Origin of the sequence: Nonomuraea sp. NPDC003804, assembly GCF_040610675.1 — a bacterium.
Lineage (GTDB): Bacteria > Actinomycetota > Actinomycetes > Streptosporangiales > Streptosporangiaceae > Nonomuraea.
In genome coordinates this window covers 100,694-116,791 of the sequence record NZ_JBEXMT010000011.1, presented here as the reverse complement: position 1 = coordinate 116,791, position 16,098 = coordinate 100,694, and the positions used below count along the sequence as shown (strand labels likewise).

At 73.2% G+C, this 16,098-nt stretch carries 12 protein-coding genes; 10 read left to right on the top strand and 2 right to left on the bottom strand.

The annotated features are described in order from the left end of the window. Positions 1 to 24 precede the first annotated feature (24 nt). A complete protein-coding gene (locus ABZX22_RS17400; protein ID WP_354909777.1) occupies positions 25 to 678 on the top strand; it encodes an aminoglycoside phosphotransferase family protein in 654 nt (217 codons plus the stop codon). Between the two features lie 27 nt (positions 679 to 705). Here the strand turns inward: ABZX22_RS17400 and ABZX22_RS17395 are convergent, their stop codons facing one another. Next, positions 706 to 1,767, bottom strand: coding sequence for a DUF695 domain-containing protein (locus ABZX22_RS17395; protein ID WP_354909775.1), 1,062 nt, complete (start codon positions 1,765 to 1,767; stop codon positions 706 to 708). A 119-nt stretch (positions 1,768 to 1,886) separates the two neighbouring features. Between ABZX22_RS17395 and mnmA the strand changes: the two genes are divergently transcribed. Continuing rightward, positions 1,887 to 2,945: a tRNA 2-thiouridine(34) synthase MnmA gene (gene mnmA, locus ABZX22_RS17390; protein WP_354909772.1), complete on the top strand. Its 1,059-nt coding sequence runs from the start codon at positions 1,887 to 1,889 to the stop codon at positions 2,943 to 2,945. 22 nt (positions 2,946 to 2,967) lie between these two features. On the opposite strand, the gene ABZX22_RS17385 is transcribed toward mnmA, so the two are convergent. Continuing rightward, on the bottom strand, positions 2,968 to 3,597 hold the full coding sequence (locus ABZX22_RS17385) for an MBL fold metallo-hydrolase (RefSeq protein WP_354909770.1): 630 nt from the start codon (positions 3,595 to 3,597) through the stop codon (positions 2,968 to 2,970). A 130-nt stretch (positions 3,598 to 3,727) separates the two neighbouring features. Here ABZX22_RS17385 and ABZX22_RS17380 point away from each other — a divergent pair, with 130 nt between their 5' ends. The 8 genes from ABZX22_RS17380 (at position 3,728) to gatA (ending at position 16,097) form a co-directional block, all read left to right on the top strand. After that, positions 3,728 to 4,693 carry a methionine synthase gene (locus ABZX22_RS17380; protein ID WP_354909767.1) on the top strand — a complete coding sequence of 322 codons (966 nt, stop codon included), beginning with the start codon at positions 3,728 to 3,730 and terminating at the stop codon, positions 4,691 to 4,693. Between the two features lie 49 nt (positions 4,694 to 4,742). Further along, complete coding sequence (locus ABZX22_RS17375; protein WP_354909765.1) at positions 4,743 to 8,939, top strand: hypothetical protein; 4,197 nt, start codon at positions 4,743 to 4,745, stop codon at positions 8,937 to 8,939. Between the two features lie 9 nt (positions 8,940 to 8,948). After that, positions 8,949 to 9,362, top strand: a complete 414-nt coding sequence (locus ABZX22_RS17370) for a hypothetical protein (protein WP_354909763.1) — start codon at positions 8,949 to 8,951, stop codon at positions 9,360 to 9,362. Positions 9,363 to 9,458: 96 nt separating this feature from the next. Continuing rightward, positions 9,459 to 11,639: an NAD-dependent DNA ligase LigA gene (gene ligA / locus ABZX22_RS17365; protein ID WP_354909760.1), complete on the top strand. Its 2,181-nt coding sequence runs from the start codon at positions 9,459 to 9,461 to the stop codon at positions 11,637 to 11,639. A gap of 25 nt (positions 11,640 to 11,664) precedes the next feature. After that, positions 11,665 to 11,874, top strand: a complete 210-nt coding sequence (locus ABZX22_RS17360) for an EF-hand domain-containing protein (RefSeq protein WP_354909757.1) — start codon at positions 11,665 to 11,667, stop codon at positions 11,872 to 11,874. A 229-nt stretch (positions 11,875 to 12,103) separates the two neighbouring features. Next, positions 12,104 to 14,164, top strand: a complete 2,061-nt coding sequence (locus ABZX22_RS17355) for an EAL domain-containing protein (protein WP_354909754.1) — start codon at positions 12,104 to 12,106, stop codon at positions 14,162 to 14,164. A 146-nt stretch (positions 14,165 to 14,310) separates the two neighbouring features. Next, entirely contained in the window at positions 14,311 to 14,610 is a 300-nt protein-coding gene (gene gatC / locus ABZX22_RS17350) for an Asp-tRNA(Asn)/Glu-tRNA(Gln) amidotransferase subunit GatC (RefSeq protein WP_354909752.1), read from the top strand. Next, positions 14,607 to 16,097, top strand: a complete 1,491-nt coding sequence (gene gatA / locus ABZX22_RS17345) for an Asp-tRNA(Asn)/Glu-tRNA(Gln) amidotransferase subunit GatA (RefSeq protein WP_354909750.1) — start codon at positions 14,607 to 14,609, stop codon at positions 16,095 to 16,097. The genes gatC and gatA overlap by 4 nt, the downstream gene beginning before the upstream one ends. The last annotated feature ends 1 nt before the right edge of the window (position 16,098 follow it).

The window sequence follows — 16,098 nt, the reverse complement described above, 5'->3', positions numbered from 1 at the left end:
ACCTCCGCCCGCAGAATGCTCAGCGTGAAGCTGATCGCCCGAGGACGGGACGCCGACGTGTACGCCCTGGACGGATCGAAGGTTCTGCGGCGCTACCGCTCCGGGGGCCCGACCGAACAGGAGGCGCGCCTGATGGCGCACCTGGCGGCGTGCGGGTTCCCGGTCCCCCGTGTGCACGAGGCCACCGGCACCGACATGGTCCTCGACCGGGTGCCCGGCCCGACGATGCTGGAGACCCTGACCCGCCGGCCGTGGCAGGCGGGCTCCCTCGGGCGGCTGCTGGGCGCCCTCCACGACCGGCTCCACGCCCTGCCGGCGCCGCACTGGCTGCCCACGCGGTTCGCGAGCCAGGCGGGCAACCGGATCCTGCACCTGGACTTCCACCCGGGCAACGTCATCCTGTCGCCCGCCGGCCCCGTGGTGATCGACTGGCGGAACGCGGCCGCAGGAGACCCCGCCGCGGACGTGGCCATGACCCTCGTGACGATCGGCAACGCCGATCTGCCCGGTTGGGTGCTGCGGACGGTACGCGGCCGGCTCCTGCGAGGGATGCGCCGGGGCACCAGGACCGATCCCGGCCCCCGCACCGGCGAGGTGACGCGCGCCCGGCTGGCCGATCCGAACCTGACTTCCGGCGAAGCGGCCAGGTTGGCCCGCCGTATGGCGAACCCGTCCTGACGCCTTCCCGTCCTGCCCTCCGCGTTTCTAGGACAGGAAGGGGGCGACCGCCGTCCAGCCGGGGTCGGTGACCACGTCGACGAGCGGCTGGCCCTCCTCCCAGCTCACGATCAGCTCCTTGGCGTGGATGGCCGCCTCGCCCGTCGGGTCGGCGTAGACGTGGATCACCCTGGCGCCCTCCGCGCTCAGGTGCGCCGCCAGCACCCCGTCGGCGTGCTGCCTGCCGAGCCTGGCCGCCAGCCGTTCCTCGAACTCCCGCAGTGACGTCAGCGACTCGCCCACCGGCAGGCCGTTCTCGTCGGCGTGGGCGTAGGGGAGGGTGATCTGGATGTGCTGGTCGTAGAGCGGGTGGTCGACGGGACGCAGCGGGAAACGGGCCGTCGCGATCAGCGGCGCGCCGCCCGCGGTCTGCCCTTCGAGCAGCGCCCACTGCTCCTCGGCGAACTCGGTGGCCAGGTCGGCGATCACCGCGGGCAGGTGCACGGCCTCGACCGAGTCGATCGGCTGGAACGTCGCCGGGGTGATCTCGCCCACCCACCTGGCCACGTCGTCCTCGCCGAGCAGCCAGTCGAGGGACAGCAGGGTGGCCTCCATGCGGGTGTCCTCGTCCAGCATGACGAAGACGGGGTGGAAGGCCGCGATGTCGATGCGCGGGTTGCCCCTCGGCACCCGCAGCCCGAGCAGCAGCTTGTCGAGCGCGAACTCGTAGCCGCCGACGTCGAGCGTGAGCTCCATCGCCTCGGGGTTGGCCTGGCGCGAGGGGTGGTACTCCCACAGCGCGTCGGTCTCCGGCGCGCCCTTCGACCACCGGTGGGCGAGCGAGCGCAGTTCGGGGTCGCCCGCGGCGGTCACCACCAGCGCCTGCTGGGCCTGCCTGCCCGGCGCGACCTCCCAGACCAGGCCGGGATGGATCGCGGTGACCGCGGGCGCGATCAGCTCCGACAGCCGCTCGGCCTCGCCGGCCTCGACCAGCGCGTCGATCTGGGGCCTGGTCTCCCGCCACCACTCCCAGAACTCGGCCAGCGCGTCGCCGGTCTCGCCGGTCTCGCCGGCCTCTTCCTCGTCGTCCTTGCGCCCGAACAGTCGCATAACCCAGCATTCTCGCACCTCGCGGGCGCGTAACTCGCCGATCTCCGCCCGCCCGGCGAGCCGGTCACGTCTCCCCGGAGGGTCGAGAAGCCGCCCGTGGACGGTAGTCTCGAAACGTCATGGGACTGCGTGTGCTTGCCGCCATGTCGGGCGGCGTCGATTCCGCCGTGGCCGCCGCTCGGATCGCCGAGGCCGGTCACGATGTCACCGGTGTGCATCTGGCGCTCTCGGCCAACCCGCAATCCCACCGCACGGGCGCCAGGGGCTGCTGCACGATCGAGGACTCCCGCGACGCCCGCCGCGCCGCCGACGTCATCGGCATCCCGTTCTACATCTGGGACATGGCCGAGCGTTTCCAGCGCGACGTGGTCGAGGACTTCGTGGCCGAGTACGCCGCCGGCCGTACCCCGAACCCGTGCCTGCGCTGCAACGAGAAGATCAAGTTCGCGGCGGTGCTCGACAGGGCGCTGGCGCTGGGGTTCGACGCGGTGGCGACGGGCCACCACGCCAAGCTCGAGGACGGCGTGCTGTCCAGGAGCGTCGACCAGGGCAAGGACCAGTCCTACGTGCTCGGCGTGCTCACCAGGGAGCAGCTCAGGCACGCGATGTTCCCGCTGGGCGGCTCCACGAAGGCCGAGGTGCGCGAGGAGGCGGCCAGGCGCGGCCTGACCGTCGCCGACAAGCCCGACAGCCACGACATCTGCTTCATCGCCGACGGTGACACGCGCGGCTTCCTCGCCAAGCGGCTCGGTCAGGAGCCCGGCGCCATCGTCGACCAGCAGGGCGCGGTCGTCGGCACGCACGAGGGCGCGTACGCGTTCACGGTCGGCCAGCGCAAGGGCCTGCACCTCGACCGTCCGACCGTCGACGGCAGGCCGCGCTACGTGCTGTCGATCGAGCCGGTGTCCAACACGGTGACCGTCGGGCCGAGGGAGGCGCTGCAGGTCTCCGAGATCGTCTGCGTCCGGCCGGTGTGGAACGGGCCCGACCGGTTCGACGACCTGTCTGTGCAGCTCCGGGCGCACGGCGAGGTGTACGGCTGCCGCTACGAGGAGCGCGACGGCACGCTCGTCGTCTCGCTCGACCGGCCGGCGACCGGAGTGGCGGCGGGGCAGGCGGCCGTCCTCTACTCGGGCGACACGGTCATCGGCTCGGCCACCATCTCCACGGCCGCCTGACCGCCCGGCGGGAAGACCCGGGTCAGGACAGGGTGGCGGAGTCGCCGACCGCCAAGCGGCGGATGTCGGCGCCCTGCTTCTCCGCCTCCATCCTCAGCCAGTTGTCCACCAGCCCGAGCCCCGCTTCGCTGTACAGCGCGTCATGCGTGGAGTACGCCCGGGCGGGCTTCACCGTGCGCAGGTACTCGATCACCTCCGCCAGCTTCAACCACGGCGCACCCGTCGGCACCAGCAGCGTCCCGACCGGCACCGGCGGCACGGTGAACGCGTCGCCGGGGTAGAACACCTCCCCGTCCACCAGGAACCCCACGTTGTCCACGACCGGCAGGTCGGGGTGGTTGGCGGCGTGCCACTCGCCGAACACCTTCATCTCGAACCCGGCGGCCTCGAAGGCGTCGCCGTGCCGTACGACGTGGGCGTCGAGCCCCTCGGCCGAGCCCGAGGCGACACCCTCGCACGTCCAGATCGACACCTCGGGCGCGAGAGCGGCCAGCTTGTCGCGGTCGGCGTGGTCGAAGTGGTCGTGCGTGACAAGGACGACGTCGGCCCCGTCGAGGGCGGAGGCGTCGGTGAAGACGCCCGGATCGATGACCAGCACTTTGCCGTTCTTCTCGATCCTGACGCAGGCGTGGCCGTATTTGGTGAGTTTCACCTTCCCACGATAGTTCAGGGCCCGTTGTCCGGATCGGCGCGGGCGCCGGCCGGAGCGTGACACCCGGGAGCCCGCGGTGGGCCGGGCGGGGTGGAGATGGCGGCTCGGCCGCCGCTCTAGGCTTGGAGCCATGTCTTTTGGCGCAACCGGTGTCGGATCCCATCCCGGCGAGGACCATCTCGAGGCCCTCAGGACGGTGTTCGGAGAGCTGCCCGACCTGCCGTACCTGCCGGAACTGCCCGCCAGGGGCGTGGGCGCCGACATGGCGGGCCGTACGGCGGCGCTGCTGGTCGACCTGCCGGTGGAGGTCCAGCCCTCGGGCTGGCGGCTGGCCTCGCGTCCCGGCCGCGACCACCGCAGGGCCGTCGACCACCTGGCGCGCGACCTCGACGGCCTCGAAGAGGTCGCGCAGGGCTACACCGGGCCGCTGAAGGTGCAGGTGTGCGGGCCGTGGACGCTGGCGGGCGCGATCGAGCTGCGCCACGGCGACAAGATGCTGTCCGACGCGGGCGCCGTCAGGGACCTCACCGCCTCGCTCGCCCAGGGGGTGGCCGACCATGTGGCCACCGTGCGCCGCAGGGTGCCAGGGGCCACCGAGATCCTGCTCCAGCTCGACGAGCCGGGCCTGCCGGGCGTGCTGGCGGGCACCGTGCCGACGGCCTCGGGGTTCGGCAGGCTGCCCGCGGTGGAGGAGTGGCGGGTGGAGGAGTCGCTGCGGCTCTTCCCCGGCGCGATCGTGCACTGCTGCGCGCCGAGGGCCCCGATCGCGCTGCTGCGCAGGGCCGGCGTGCGGGCGATCTCGCTGGACGCCGCGCTGCTGTCGCGGCGCGACGAGGACCCGATCGGCGAGGCGGTCGAGGCGGGCGTCGACTTCTTCCTGGGCGTGGTGCCGGGCGTCGACACCCGGCTGCCCGACCTGAAGGTGATCGCCAAGCCGGCCGTGGAGCTGTGGGAGCGGCTCGGGTTCGCCGCCGAGGAACTGCAGCGCCGGGTGGTTCTCACGCCCGCCTGCGGGCTGGCCGGCGCCTCGCCGGCCTACGCGCGTCTCGCCTTGTCGAAGTTGAGGGAGACGGCAAGGGCGCTGCAAGCCGGCTGAGCTATCCAGGAGGGATGAGGCGCCACCTCCGCCCCAGGGGGGCCGACGCGTGACGGCCGGAGACTTCGCCGGCGCGAGCGCGCTGCTGCTGGGCACCGGCACCCACGGCTCCGGCTCCGACCTGCCCGACCTGCCGTCGGTGGCGCGCACGCTCGCCGACCTGCGCGAGGCGCTGCTGACCAGGTGCGGGCTGGCGTCGGTGCGGGTGGTGCTCGATCCGGCCTCGCCCCGCGAGATGGGCGACGCGATCGCCGCCGCCGCGTCGGCCGAGGGGCCGCTGATCGTCTACTACGTCGGGCACGGCCTGGTCAGCAGGCGGGGGGCGCTCCACCTGGCGACGGCGGGGACCGTCTCGGGGGTCCTGGGCCTCGAGCACACGGCGCTGCCGTACGACCTGTTACGCCGCTACCTGCTCGACAACGTCGAAGGCCCGCTCGTCGTCGTCCTCGACTGCTGCTTCTCGGGCCGCGCGATCGACGGCATGTCGGACCCGTGGGACGTGGCGGAGATCTCCGGCGCCTTCGTGCTGACCTCGGCCGGGCGCAGCGAGCCGTCCTTCGCGCCCGAGGGCCTGCGCCACACCGCCTTCAGCGGCGCGCTGCTGCGGCTGCTGGCCACGCCGCCGCCGGTGCTGACCCTCGCCGGCCTGCACCGCCGGCTGAGCAGGGAGCTGCCCGCCGCGGGCTTTCCCGTGCCGCGCGTCCGCACCACCGGGCGGGTGGGCGAGCTGGTGCTGCTGCGCGCCGCCCACACCGCGGGCCTCCCGGGACGGCGGGAGCGGCCGCCGCCCTTCGACGGCCCGCCGTACAAGGGGCTGGAGGCGTTCGGGACGGCGGACGCGCCGCTGTTCTTCGGCCGCGAACGGCTGGTGGAGACCCTGGTCAGGCGCCTGGACGACCCGGCGCCGCTGATCGTCACCGGGGCGTCGGGCTCGGGCAAGTCGTCCCTGTTGCGGGCCGGGCTGGTGCCCGCGCTCCGGCAGCGCGCGGCGGGCACCTCGGTGGCGGTGATCACACCGTCGGAGCCGGTTCCCGCGGACGTGGACGTGCTGGTGGTCGACCAGTTCGAGGAGGCGTTCACCGCGGGGAGGATCCCGGACCTGCGCGGGCGGGTCGTGCTCGGCGTGCGGGCCGACTTCCTCGGCCGGTGCGCCGCCGTACCCGAGCTGAGGGCGGGTCTGGAACGCGGGCCCGTCGTCGTGGGCCCGATGAGCGCAGCGGGGCTGCGCGAAGCGGTCGAGCGGCCCGCGCTGGCGGCGGGGCTGACCGTGGAGCCAGGACTGGTCGAGCTGCTGCTGCGCGACCTGGGCGAGGAGCCGGGGCGGCTGCCGCTGCTCTCCCACGCCCTGCTGGTCACCTGGCAGCGGCGGCGCGGGGCCGCGCTGACCGTGGCGGGCTACCAGGCCACGGGCGGCATCCACGGCGCGCTGGCCGCCACCGCCGACGCCGTCCTGGACGCCCTGCCGTCGAGGGAGCAGGCCCGCGCGGTGTTCACCCGCCTGGTCCACGTGGGGGAGGGCACCGACGACACCCGGCGGCGGGTGGAGCTGGACCGGTTGCTGGCCGAGGTGCCCGACGCGCTGGCGGCCTGCGAGGTGATCGACGCCTTCGCCTCCGGCGGCGCCCGGCTGATCACCATCGACGGGCCGGCGGTCACCATCACCCACGAGGCCCTGCTGGCGGCCTGGCCCACGTTGCGCGGCTGGCTCGACTCCGACCGGACGGGCCTGCTCGTCGAGCAGCACCTCGTGGCCGCCGCGGCGGCGTGGGAGGGCGACGACTCGGGGCTGTACCGGGGGTCCAGGCTCGCGCTCGCCCGCGAGTGGGCCGAGGGCAGGCGGCTCGGCGCGGCCGCCCGCGCCTTCCTCGACGCCTCCGCCGCCGCGGAGGAGCGCGCGGCGCTGGCCGCCCGCCGCCGCGCCAGGCGCAGGGTGCTGCTGTCGGCCGTGCTGGGCGTCCTGCTGGTCCTGTCCGTGGCCGCCGGCGGCATCGCCCTCCACCTGTACGGCAGCGCCGACGCCGCCCGCCGGAGCGCCACGGCCAGGGCCCTGGTCCTTCAGGCGAACGCCCAGGTCCAGACGGACCCGCCGGCCGCGCTCCGCCTCGGGCTCGCCGCGCTCGCGATCGAGCCGGGCGAGCGGCACCGGGCCGCGCTGGTCGGGCTGCTGGCCGGCACCCTCTACTCGGCCAGGCTCGAGGGCGCCGGCCCCGGTCTGCTGGGCCTGGCCTTCAGCCCACGGGGCCGGATGGTGGCGACCGTGGGCATGGGCGGGACGGCCGAGGTGTGGGACACCTCCAGGCCGCACGCCCCCGTGCGGGTCGCCTCGCTGCGCGGCCACACGGGACACGTGCGGACCGCGGCCTTCAGTGGTGACGGGCGCACGCTCGCCACCGGCGGCGACGACGGCACGGTGATCCTCTGGCAGGTGGCGGGCTGGGCACGGACGGCCACGTTCGAGCCGGGCTTCGGCAGGATCTACGCGCTGGCCTTCAGCCCCGACGGCAGGCGGCTCGCGCTCGGCACGGCCGCGGGCGCGCACGCGTGGCCGGTGGGCGACGACCAGCCCGCGACCACGCTGCCGACGCACCAGGACGATCCGGTCAGATCCGTGGCCTTCACGAAGGACGGGCGGCGCGTCGTCGCCTGCTCCAGGTTCACCGCGTGCCTGCTGTGGACGCCGGGAAAGGCCGTCGAGAGCTTCACCACGCCGGCCTCCGCTGAGGGGGAGCAGGCGCAGGTCACGTGGGCGGTCGCGGTCAGTCCCGACGGCAGGACGATCGCCACCAGCGGCCGGCGCTCGCGCGCCTACCTGTGGAACATCGAGGGCGCCCGGCCGAGGCCGCTGGCCGACCTGGCGGGGCACGCCTCCGGGGTGAAGGCGGTGGCCTTCAGCGGCGACGGCAGGCTGCTGGCCACGGCGGGCGGCGACGGGCGCACGATCGTGTGGGAGGTGGGCGAAGGCGCTCCGGTGCAGCGAGCCGTGGTCGGCGCGGGCACGGGCGGGATCGTGGCCGCCGCCTTCGACCCCGTCACCTCCGACCTGGTGACGGCCGACAGCGACGGCACGACGGTGCTGTGGGGGACCGCGCGGCTGCGTCCGCCCGCCGTCCTGGCGAGAGTGCCGCGGCCGGACGTCGGGCGCGCGGTGCTCGCCCGAGACGGCAGGCGGCTGGTGACGGTGACGGCCGAGCACGCGGTCACGCTGTGGGAGGTGGGGGCCGGCCGGCTGCCCCAGGCGCGGGCGCTCGCCGAGGACGCCGGGCAGGTGTCGGCGCTGGCCCTGGACGGTACGGCGGTGCTGGCCGGGCGGGTGGACGGCGGCGCCGTACGGTGGACGGAGGGCGCCGCCGCGCGGCTGCTGCCGCCGGGCGCCAGGGTCACGGCGGTCGCCTCGGCGGGCGGACGGGCGCTGGCGGGCACCGAGGACGGCACCACGACGCTGTGGCCCGCCCCGACCTCGCCCCCGGTACGGCTGCCGCCGATCGCAAGCCCGGACGACCCGGGCGACGCCCCGACCCCTGCGGACGTCCCCGCCTCCGTCGACGCCCCGGCCCCGGCGGGCACTCCGGCCCCCGCGGACCTCCCGGCCCCGGGAGGCGTCCCGGGCTTCGTTGGCGTCCCGGCCTCCACCGACGCTTCCGCCTCCGTCGACGCCGCGGTGATCAGCGACGACGGGCGGCTGGCCGTCACGGGCGACGCCCGGGGCGTGGTGCGGCTCTGGACCCTGGCGGACCCGCGCAGGCCGGTGCCCGCCGCCGCGTTCGCCGCCGACCCCTCAGGGATCGTCTCGGCCGCCCTGTCGCCCGACGGTCGCCGGCTGCTCACCGGCGGCAGCGCGAAGCTGGCCAGGCTCTGGGACCTCTCCGACCCCGCCAGGCCGCGTCACCTGGCCGACCTGGGCAACGACGGTCCCGTGGTGTCGTCCGTCGGTTTCGCCCTCGGCTCGGCCGTGGCGTACACGGGGGCGGGCGGCGGACCCGTCACCCTGTGGCACGTGGAGGGGCCGGGCCAGGTCCGCAGGTACGCGGCGCTGCCGGTGGCCGACGAGGTCACGATGAGCGCCGACGGGACCAGGATGCTCGCCGTCGGGCCGGGGCCGGAGGCCGTCGTGCGGGACCTCGCGCCGCACATGGCCGTGCTGCGCGACCCCGTGGCGGCCGCCTGCGGCATCGTCCGTCGCGGGCTGGACGAGAAGGAGTGGATGCGGCTGACCGACGGACTGGCCTACCAGCGCTCGTGCCCCTAGGAGATGACCTTGAGACGTCCCATCGTCACCGCCGTCCTGCTGACCTCACTCGCGCTCCCGCCGGCGCCCGCGTACGCGGGCTCGGCCGTCACGGTTTCCGGACCCGGAGGGAACTGGGCCGCGGTCACCGCCACCATCAGGGACGGCAAGCTGACCGTCACCGTGCCGACGGTCACCGACAAGCACAACGACCGCAACTGCACCTGGGTGATCCTGCTGCTCAGGCTCAGGGGCGACGCCGACCGGCGGGTCGTGGCACGGTGGGAGGCCGCCACCAACCGCAACTGCGGGAACAGGAACCGCTCGCTGCCGGTGTACGAGAGGGGCGGCGGCGTCGAGCGCGTGTCGGCCCAGCTGTGTCTCAGCCCCGCGAGCTCGCCGCCGAGGGAGGCGTGCTCGGCCACGTGGAAGCGGGTGGCGTGAGAGGCGGACGGCGAGGCGGACGGCAGAGCCCCGTCGGGAGCCGAATGTCGGTGCCGCGAGATAGCGTTCTCTCAGGTTTGACGGAGGGAGTAAGCGATGAGCGCCGAGGTCGAGGGCGTGCCCGTGGACGCGCTGAAGCGCCACGCCGAGCTGAGCGAGCTGGTGGAGGAGGCGCGCTGGCGCTACTACGTCCTCGACCAGCCGACGGTGAGCGACGCGGAGTTCGACGGCTGGTTCAACGAGCTGCTCGCGCTCGAGGAGGCCCATCCGAAGCTCCAGACGCCCGACTCGCCGACGCAGAAGGTCGGGGCGCCCGTCTCGGGTGACTTCGAGAAGGTCGAGCACCTGCAGAAGATGGAGAGCCTCGACAACGCCTTCACCGACGCCGACATCGCCGCCTGGCAGGTCAGGGCGGAGCGGCTGGCCGAGGGCGACCCGGGCCCCTACCTGTGCGAGCTGAAGATCGACGGGCTGGCCATCGCGCTGGTCTACCGGAACGGCAGGCTGGAGCGCGGCGCCACCAGAGGCGACGGGCGCACCGGCGACGAGGTGACGGCCAACGTCCGCACGATCACCGGCATCCCCCACCGGCTCGTGGGCAGCGACATCCCCTCGCTGGTCGAGGTGCGCGGCGAGGTCTACATCCCGGTCGAGGAGTTCGAGAAGCTCAACGAGCAGCTGGTCGAGCAGGGCAAGCCGCCGTTCGCCAACCCGCGCAACGCCGCCGCGGGCACGTTGCGGCAGAAGGACCCGCGCATCACCGCGCAGCGGCCGCTGCGGATGCTGGTGCACGGTGTCGGCGTCTGGGAGGGCGCGGCCGAGCCGCAGGCGCAGTCACAGGTCTACGACCGGCTGCGGGAGTTCGGGCTGCCGGTCAGCGACCTCTACCGGGTGGTGCCCGACGTGCGGGGCATCGACGACTTCATCGAGCACTACCGCAAGCACCGCCACGACCCCGCCTACGAGATCGACGGCGTGGTCGTCAAGGTCGACAAGATCAGGACCCAGCGGGAGCTCGGCTCCACCTCGCGGGCGCCGCGCTGGGCGATCGCCTACAAGTACCCGCCGGAGGAGGTCAACACCAAGCTCCTCGGGATCGAGGTCGGCATCGGGCGCACCGGTCGCGTCACGCCGTACGCGGTGATGGAGCCCATCGTGGTGGCCGGGTCCACGGTCGAGCGGGCCACCCTTCACAACGCCGCGATCGTGGAGAAGAAGGGCGTGCTCATCGGCGACACCGTCGTGCTGCGCAAGGCGGGCGACGTCATCCCGGAGATCGTCGGGCCGGTGACCGCGCTGCGCGACGGCTCCGAGCGCGCGTTCGTCATGCCGACCCACTGCCCCGAGTGCGGCACCGAGCTGGCCTACGAGAAGGAGGGTGACGCCGACCTGCGCTGCCCCAACGCCCTGGGCTGCCGCGCGCAGCTCCGCGAGCGCCTCTACTTCGCGGCGGGGCGCAAGGCCCTCGACATCGAGGGCCTGGGCTACGTCGCGGCCACGGCGCTGAGCCAGCCGGTGGCCGAGCAGGAGCCGGTGGTGCGCACCGAGGCCGACCTGTTCGACCTCACGCTGGAGCAGCTGGTGCCGATCAGGTCGGTGGTGCGCGACCAGGAGACCGGCCTGCCCAAGATCGACCCCAAGACCGGCGAGCCGAAGGTCGTCTCGTTCTTCTCCAACGTCAACGGCCAGCCGAGCCAGAACGCGCTGAAGCTCATCGACGAGCTGGAGCAGGCCAAGCAGGTGCCGCTCTGGCGGGTCCTGGTCGCGCTGTCCATCCGCCACATCGGCCCGCCGACGGCCCAGGCGCTGGCCGGGACGCTGCGCTCGATCGACGAGGTCATGAACGCCTCCGAGGAGGAGCTGAGCGCGGTCGAGGGCATCGGCCCGCGCGTGGCCGCCACGGTCCGCGAGTGGTTCGAGGTCGACTGGCACCGGGAGATCATCGAGCGCTGGCGGGCGGCCGGGGTCCGCATGGCCGACGAGCCGGCCCCGGAGAAGGGCCCGCAGATCCTGGAGGGCCTCACCTTCGTCGTCACCGGCACCCTCGAGGGCTTCACCCGCGACTCCGCCGCCGCGGCCATCACCGGCAGGGGCGGCAAGGTGGCCGGGTCGGTGTCGAAGAAGACCGCCTTCGTCGTCGTGGGGGAGAACGCCGGGTCGAAGTACGACAAGGCGGTCAGCCTCGGGGTGCCCGTCCTCGACGAGGCCGGATTCCATGTCCTCCTCGACAAGGGCGCGGAAGCGGCTGCCGAGGTGGCGGTGAAGCCGGAAGAATAGCCCTCTCCACGGAAAGGGTTCACATATGTCGGATCTCAGCCCCGAGCGGCTGGCGGAGCTGCGCCAGACCTTCGACGCGATCGACGCCGGCGGCGACGGCTTCATCAGCCAGGCGGAGCTGGTTCGCCACTTCCCCGGGCTTCCCGGGGAGGCGCTCGGTTCGCTCGAGCAGAACGCCGACGCCGACGGTGACGGCCGCATCTCCTTCGAGGAGTTCGTCAGGCTCGTGGGGTGAACGCGGGGCGGGGGCGGCTGTGGTCACGGCCGCCCTCCGCCGGCGTGACGGGGAGCCCCTGAGGGGGCGGCAGTGACCAGGGGGAACCACTGTCGAGCAAAAACGTACAAAAGATGCTTCTTGCCGATAAATCTGGGCAAGTGGTGTGACGGAACGTAGGCGGGTGGTTTCGGGAAGTGGGGTGGAGGTCGTACCCTCCCATAGTGACCTCTTGGAGGTTCTGTTACCGATGACCGACCCAACTGACACGCGCGACACGGGACCACGTGTGGGAAGCCCGCTCTGGGCCTTCCTCCTGGCGGTCTCCGTGATCGGCTTCACCGCGCTCCTCGTGGCCGAGCTACGACTCGACCTGGCGGGCCTGGCCGAGCTGGCCAGGACTCCGCTCTTCTGGGTGCTCGCCGTGCTGGTGGTGCTGGGCGAGCTGCGTCCCGTCATGGTGTCCTCGGCGACCGCCGTGGGCGGCACCTACCCGGCGACCATGTTCACCTTCGCCGTGTTACTGCACTACGGCCTGCCGGTGGCGGTGCTCATGCAGGTGGTCGGCATCGCGGTCAACGGGATCGTCACGCGCAAGGCGTGGCATCGGGTGATGTTCAACATCGCACAGGCGACGCTGGCGTTCACCGCGGCGGCGGTCGTGCTGGGGCTGTTCGGCATCGTGCCGACCCCGTCGGCGCCCTGGGTGCCGGCCGGGTTCGCCATGGTGCCCATCGCGCTGTCGGGTGTCGCCTACTTCGCCGCGCGGGCGCTGCTGGTGTGCGGCGCGGTCGCCCTGCACGAGCGGCGCTCGCTCAGCAGGGTGCTGCGCGCGACCGTGGGGCCGCAGGCGCTCGTCTACGCCGGGCTGCTCGGGCTCGCGCCGCTGGTCGTCGTCGTCATGCAGGACTCTCCGGGGCTGGTGCCGCTGTTCGTGGCGCCGCTGGCCGCCGTCTACTTCACCGCCACGCTGTCCATGCGCCGCGACCACCAGGCCCTGCACGACGAGCTGACCGGCCTGCCCAACCGCAAGATGCTGATCGTCTCGACCGAGGAGGCGCTGGCCGAGTGCCGCCCCGACGAGCGGGTCGGCCTCTTCCTGATCGACCTCGACCGGTTCAAGGAGGTCAACGACACGATGGGCCACCCGGTCGGCGACCGGCTGCTGCAGATGGTGGCCCACCGGCTGACCCACTCGGTACGGCCGGGCGACGTGGTCGCGCGCCTCGGTGGCGACGAGTTCGCCGTGCTGCTGCCGTCCATCAGGGACACGCACGCCGCCAGGGAGGTCGCCGCCCGGCTCAGGGCCGCCCTCACCGAGCCCGTGCGCCTGGAGGGCATGACCTTCGACATGGACGGCTCGGTCGGCATCGCGCTCTTCCCCGACCACGCGCCCGACTTCGAGCTGCTGCTGCAGCGTGCCGACGTGGCGATGTACCTGGCCAAGGAGGGCCGCACGGGCGTCGAGCTCTACCAGCCCGACAAGGACCGCAACTCGCCCGAACGTCTCGGCCTGCTCGGCGACCTGCGCCGCGCGGTCGACAACCGCGAGCTGCGCCTGCACTACCAGCCCAAGGTCGACCTGGCCACCGGCGAGGTGCGCGGGATGGAGGCGCTGCTGCGCTGGCGCCACCCCGTGCGGGGGCCGATCTCGCCCGCCGACTTCATCCCGCTGGCCGAGCAGTCCTACCTGATGCGCCAGATCACCGAGTACGTCATCGACGCGGCCATGGAGCAGGCGGCCCGCTGGTGGCACACCGGGCTGCAGGTGCAGATCTCGGTCAACGTCTCCGCCCGTGACCTGCTCGACTCCGCGCTGCCCGACCAGCTGGAGGCGGGGCTGTCCCGCTTCCGGCTGCCACCGGAGGCGATCCAGCTCGAGGTCACCGAGCGGATCCTGATGGGCGACCAGGCCTACACCCACGACACCATCAGGGCGCTGGCCGCCCTGGGCGTGCCCCTGGCGCTGGACGACTTCGGCACCGGCTACTCGTCGCTGATCCGCCTGCAGCGGCTGGCCGCCTCCGAGGTCAAGATCGACGCCTCGTTCGTGCAGCGGATGTCGTGCTCGGAGGACGACGAGCGGATCGTGCGCTCGATCGTCGACCTGGTGCGCTCGCTCGGGCTCCGGTCGGTCGCCGAGGGCGTGGAGTCCGACGAGCTGGCGCTCCGGCTGGCCGACATGGGGTGCGACATGGGGCAGGGCTGGCTGTTCGGCCGGGCGATGGCGCCGGCCGACGCGACGGTCTGGCTGCGGGAGCGGGTCGGGGTGGAGGAGATCGACTACGTGGAGATCTCGCAGACCGTCTGACGCCCGCCTGCGGGCCGCGTCGACGCCGAACGGCCCGCTTCCGGCCGCCGCCACGCCACAGGCGTGTTAACGGTTCGGCCACCCTGCGTCAAGAGCCCTAGGATGACACTGTCCAAACTCCATCCATGAAACGGGTTCAACGACTCATGTCCGCCATAACCCGCGACGAGGTCGCGCACCTGGCCCGGTTGTCCCGGCTGGCGATCTCCGACGACGAGCTCGACCACTACGCCACCCAGCTCGATGACATCATCGCCGCGGTCGCGAAGGTGGCAGAGGTCGCCGCTGAGGACGTCCCGCCTTCGTCGCACGCGCTTCCGCTGACCAATGTGTTCCGTGCCGACGAGGTGCGACAGTCCCTCACGCCCGAGCAGGCGCTCTCGGGCGCGCCGGCCGTCGAGGACGACCGCTTCCGGGTTCCGCGCATTCTCGGGGAGGAAGCATGAGTCTGATCCGCAAGACCGCCGCCGAGCTGGGCGCGCTGATCGCCGCGGGCGAGGTGAGCGCGGTCGAGGTCGCCGAGGCGCATCTCGACCGCGTCGAGCAGGTCGAGCCCCAGGTCCAGTCGTTCCTCCACGTCGACCGCGAGGTCACGCTGGAGCAGGCGCGCGCCGTCGACGCCAGGCGGGCGGCCGGCGAGAAGCTCGGCCCGCTCGCGGGCGTGCCGATCGCGCACAAGGACATCTTCGCCACCAAGGACATGCCGACCACGGCCGCGTCCAAGATCCTCGAGGGGTGGCGCCCGCCGTACGACGCGACGGTGACCGCGCGGCTGCGCCAGGCGGGCCTGGTCATCCTGGGCAAGACCAACCTCGACGAGTTCGCGATGGGCTCCTCCACCGAGAACTCCGCCTACCACGCCACGCGCAACCCGTGGGACCTCAGCAGGATCCCCGGCGGCTCGTCCGGCGGGTCGAGCGCGGCGGTCGCCGCCTACCAGGCGCCGCTGTCGACCGGCACCGACACCGGCGGCTCGATCAGGCAGCCCGCCGCCGTCACCGGCATCGTGGGCATGAAGCCGACCTACGGCGGGTCCTCCCGCTACGGCCTGATCGCCTTCGCCAGCTCCCTCGACACCCCCGGGCCCTTCGCCCGCAACGTCATGGACGCGGCCCTGCTGCACGCGGCCTTCTCCGGGCACGACCCGATGGACTCCACCTCCATCGACGCGCCCGTGCCCGACGTGGTCGAGGCGGCGCGCAACGCCGACATCGCGGGGATGCGCATCGGCGTCGTCAAGGAGTTCGACGGCGAGGGCTACCAGCAGGGCGTGCTCAACCGCTTCCACGACACCGTCGCGCTGCTGGAGTCGCTGGGCGCCAAGGTCGTCGAGGTCTCCTGCCCGTCGTTCACGACGGCGCTGCCGGCCTACTACCTGATCGCGCCCTCGGAGTGCTCGTCCAACCTGGCCCGCTTCGACGCCATGCGCTACGGCCTGCGCGTCGGCGACGACGGCACCCGCAGCGCCGAGGAGGTGATGGCGCTGACCAGGGCCGCGGGCTTCGGTCCCGAGGTCAAGCGGCGCATCATGCTCGGCACCTACGCGCTGTCGAGCGGCTACTACGACGCCTACTACGGCCAGGCGCAGAAGGTCCGCACGCTCATCGCGCGCGACTTCGAGGCCGCTTTTCACCAGGTCGACGTGCTGATCTCGCCGACCACGCCGACGACGGCGTTCCCGATCGGCGAGCGCGCCGACGACCCGATGGCGATGTATCTCGCCGACCTGTGCACGATCCCGTCCAACCTGGCCGGCAACGCGGCCATCTCGGTGCCCTGCGGCCTGGCCGACGAGGACAACCTGCCGGTCGGCCTGCAGATCATGGCCCCGGTCCTGGGCGACGACCGCTGCTACCGGGTCGGCGCCGCGGTCGAGAAGGCCCTGGAGAGCCGCTGGGGCGGCCCGCTGCTGAAGGAGGCTCCCGAACTGTGAG

What these genes read in the sequence shown, in the direction of transcription:
- ABZX22_RS17355 (WP_354909754.1), top strand. Translation starts at nt 12,104, where the DNA reads ATGACCGACCCAACTGACACGCGCGACACGGGACCACGTGTGGGAAGC.
- ABZX22_RS17380 (WP_354909767.1), top strand. Translation starts at nt 3,728, where the DNA reads ATGTCTTTTGGCGCAACCGGTGTCGGATCCCATCCCGGCGAGGACCAT.
- gatA (WP_354909750.1), top strand. Translation starts at nt 14,607, where the DNA reads ATGAGTCTGATCCGCAAGACCGCCGCCGAGCTGGGCGCGCTGATCGCC.
- mnmA (WP_354909772.1), top strand. Translation starts at nt 1,887, where the DNA reads ATGGGACTGCGTGTGCTTGCCGCCATGTCGGGCGGCGTCGATTCCGCC.
- ABZX22_RS17395 (WP_354909775.1), bottom strand. Translation starts at nt 1,767, where the DNA reads ATGCGACTGTTCGGGCGCAAGGACGACGAGGAAGAGGCCGGCGAGACC.
- ABZX22_RS17360 (WP_354909757.1), top strand. Translation starts at nt 11,665, where the DNA reads ATGTCGGATCTCAGCCCCGAGCGGCTGGCGGAGCTGCGCCAGACCTTC.
- gatC (WP_354909752.1), top strand. Translation starts at nt 14,311, where the DNA reads ATGTCCGCCATAACCCGCGACGAGGTCGCGCACCTGGCCCGGTTGTCC.
- ligA (WP_354909760.1), top strand. Translation starts at nt 9,459, where the DNA reads ATGAGCGCCGAGGTCGAGGGCGTGCCCGTGGACGCGCTGAAGCGCCAC.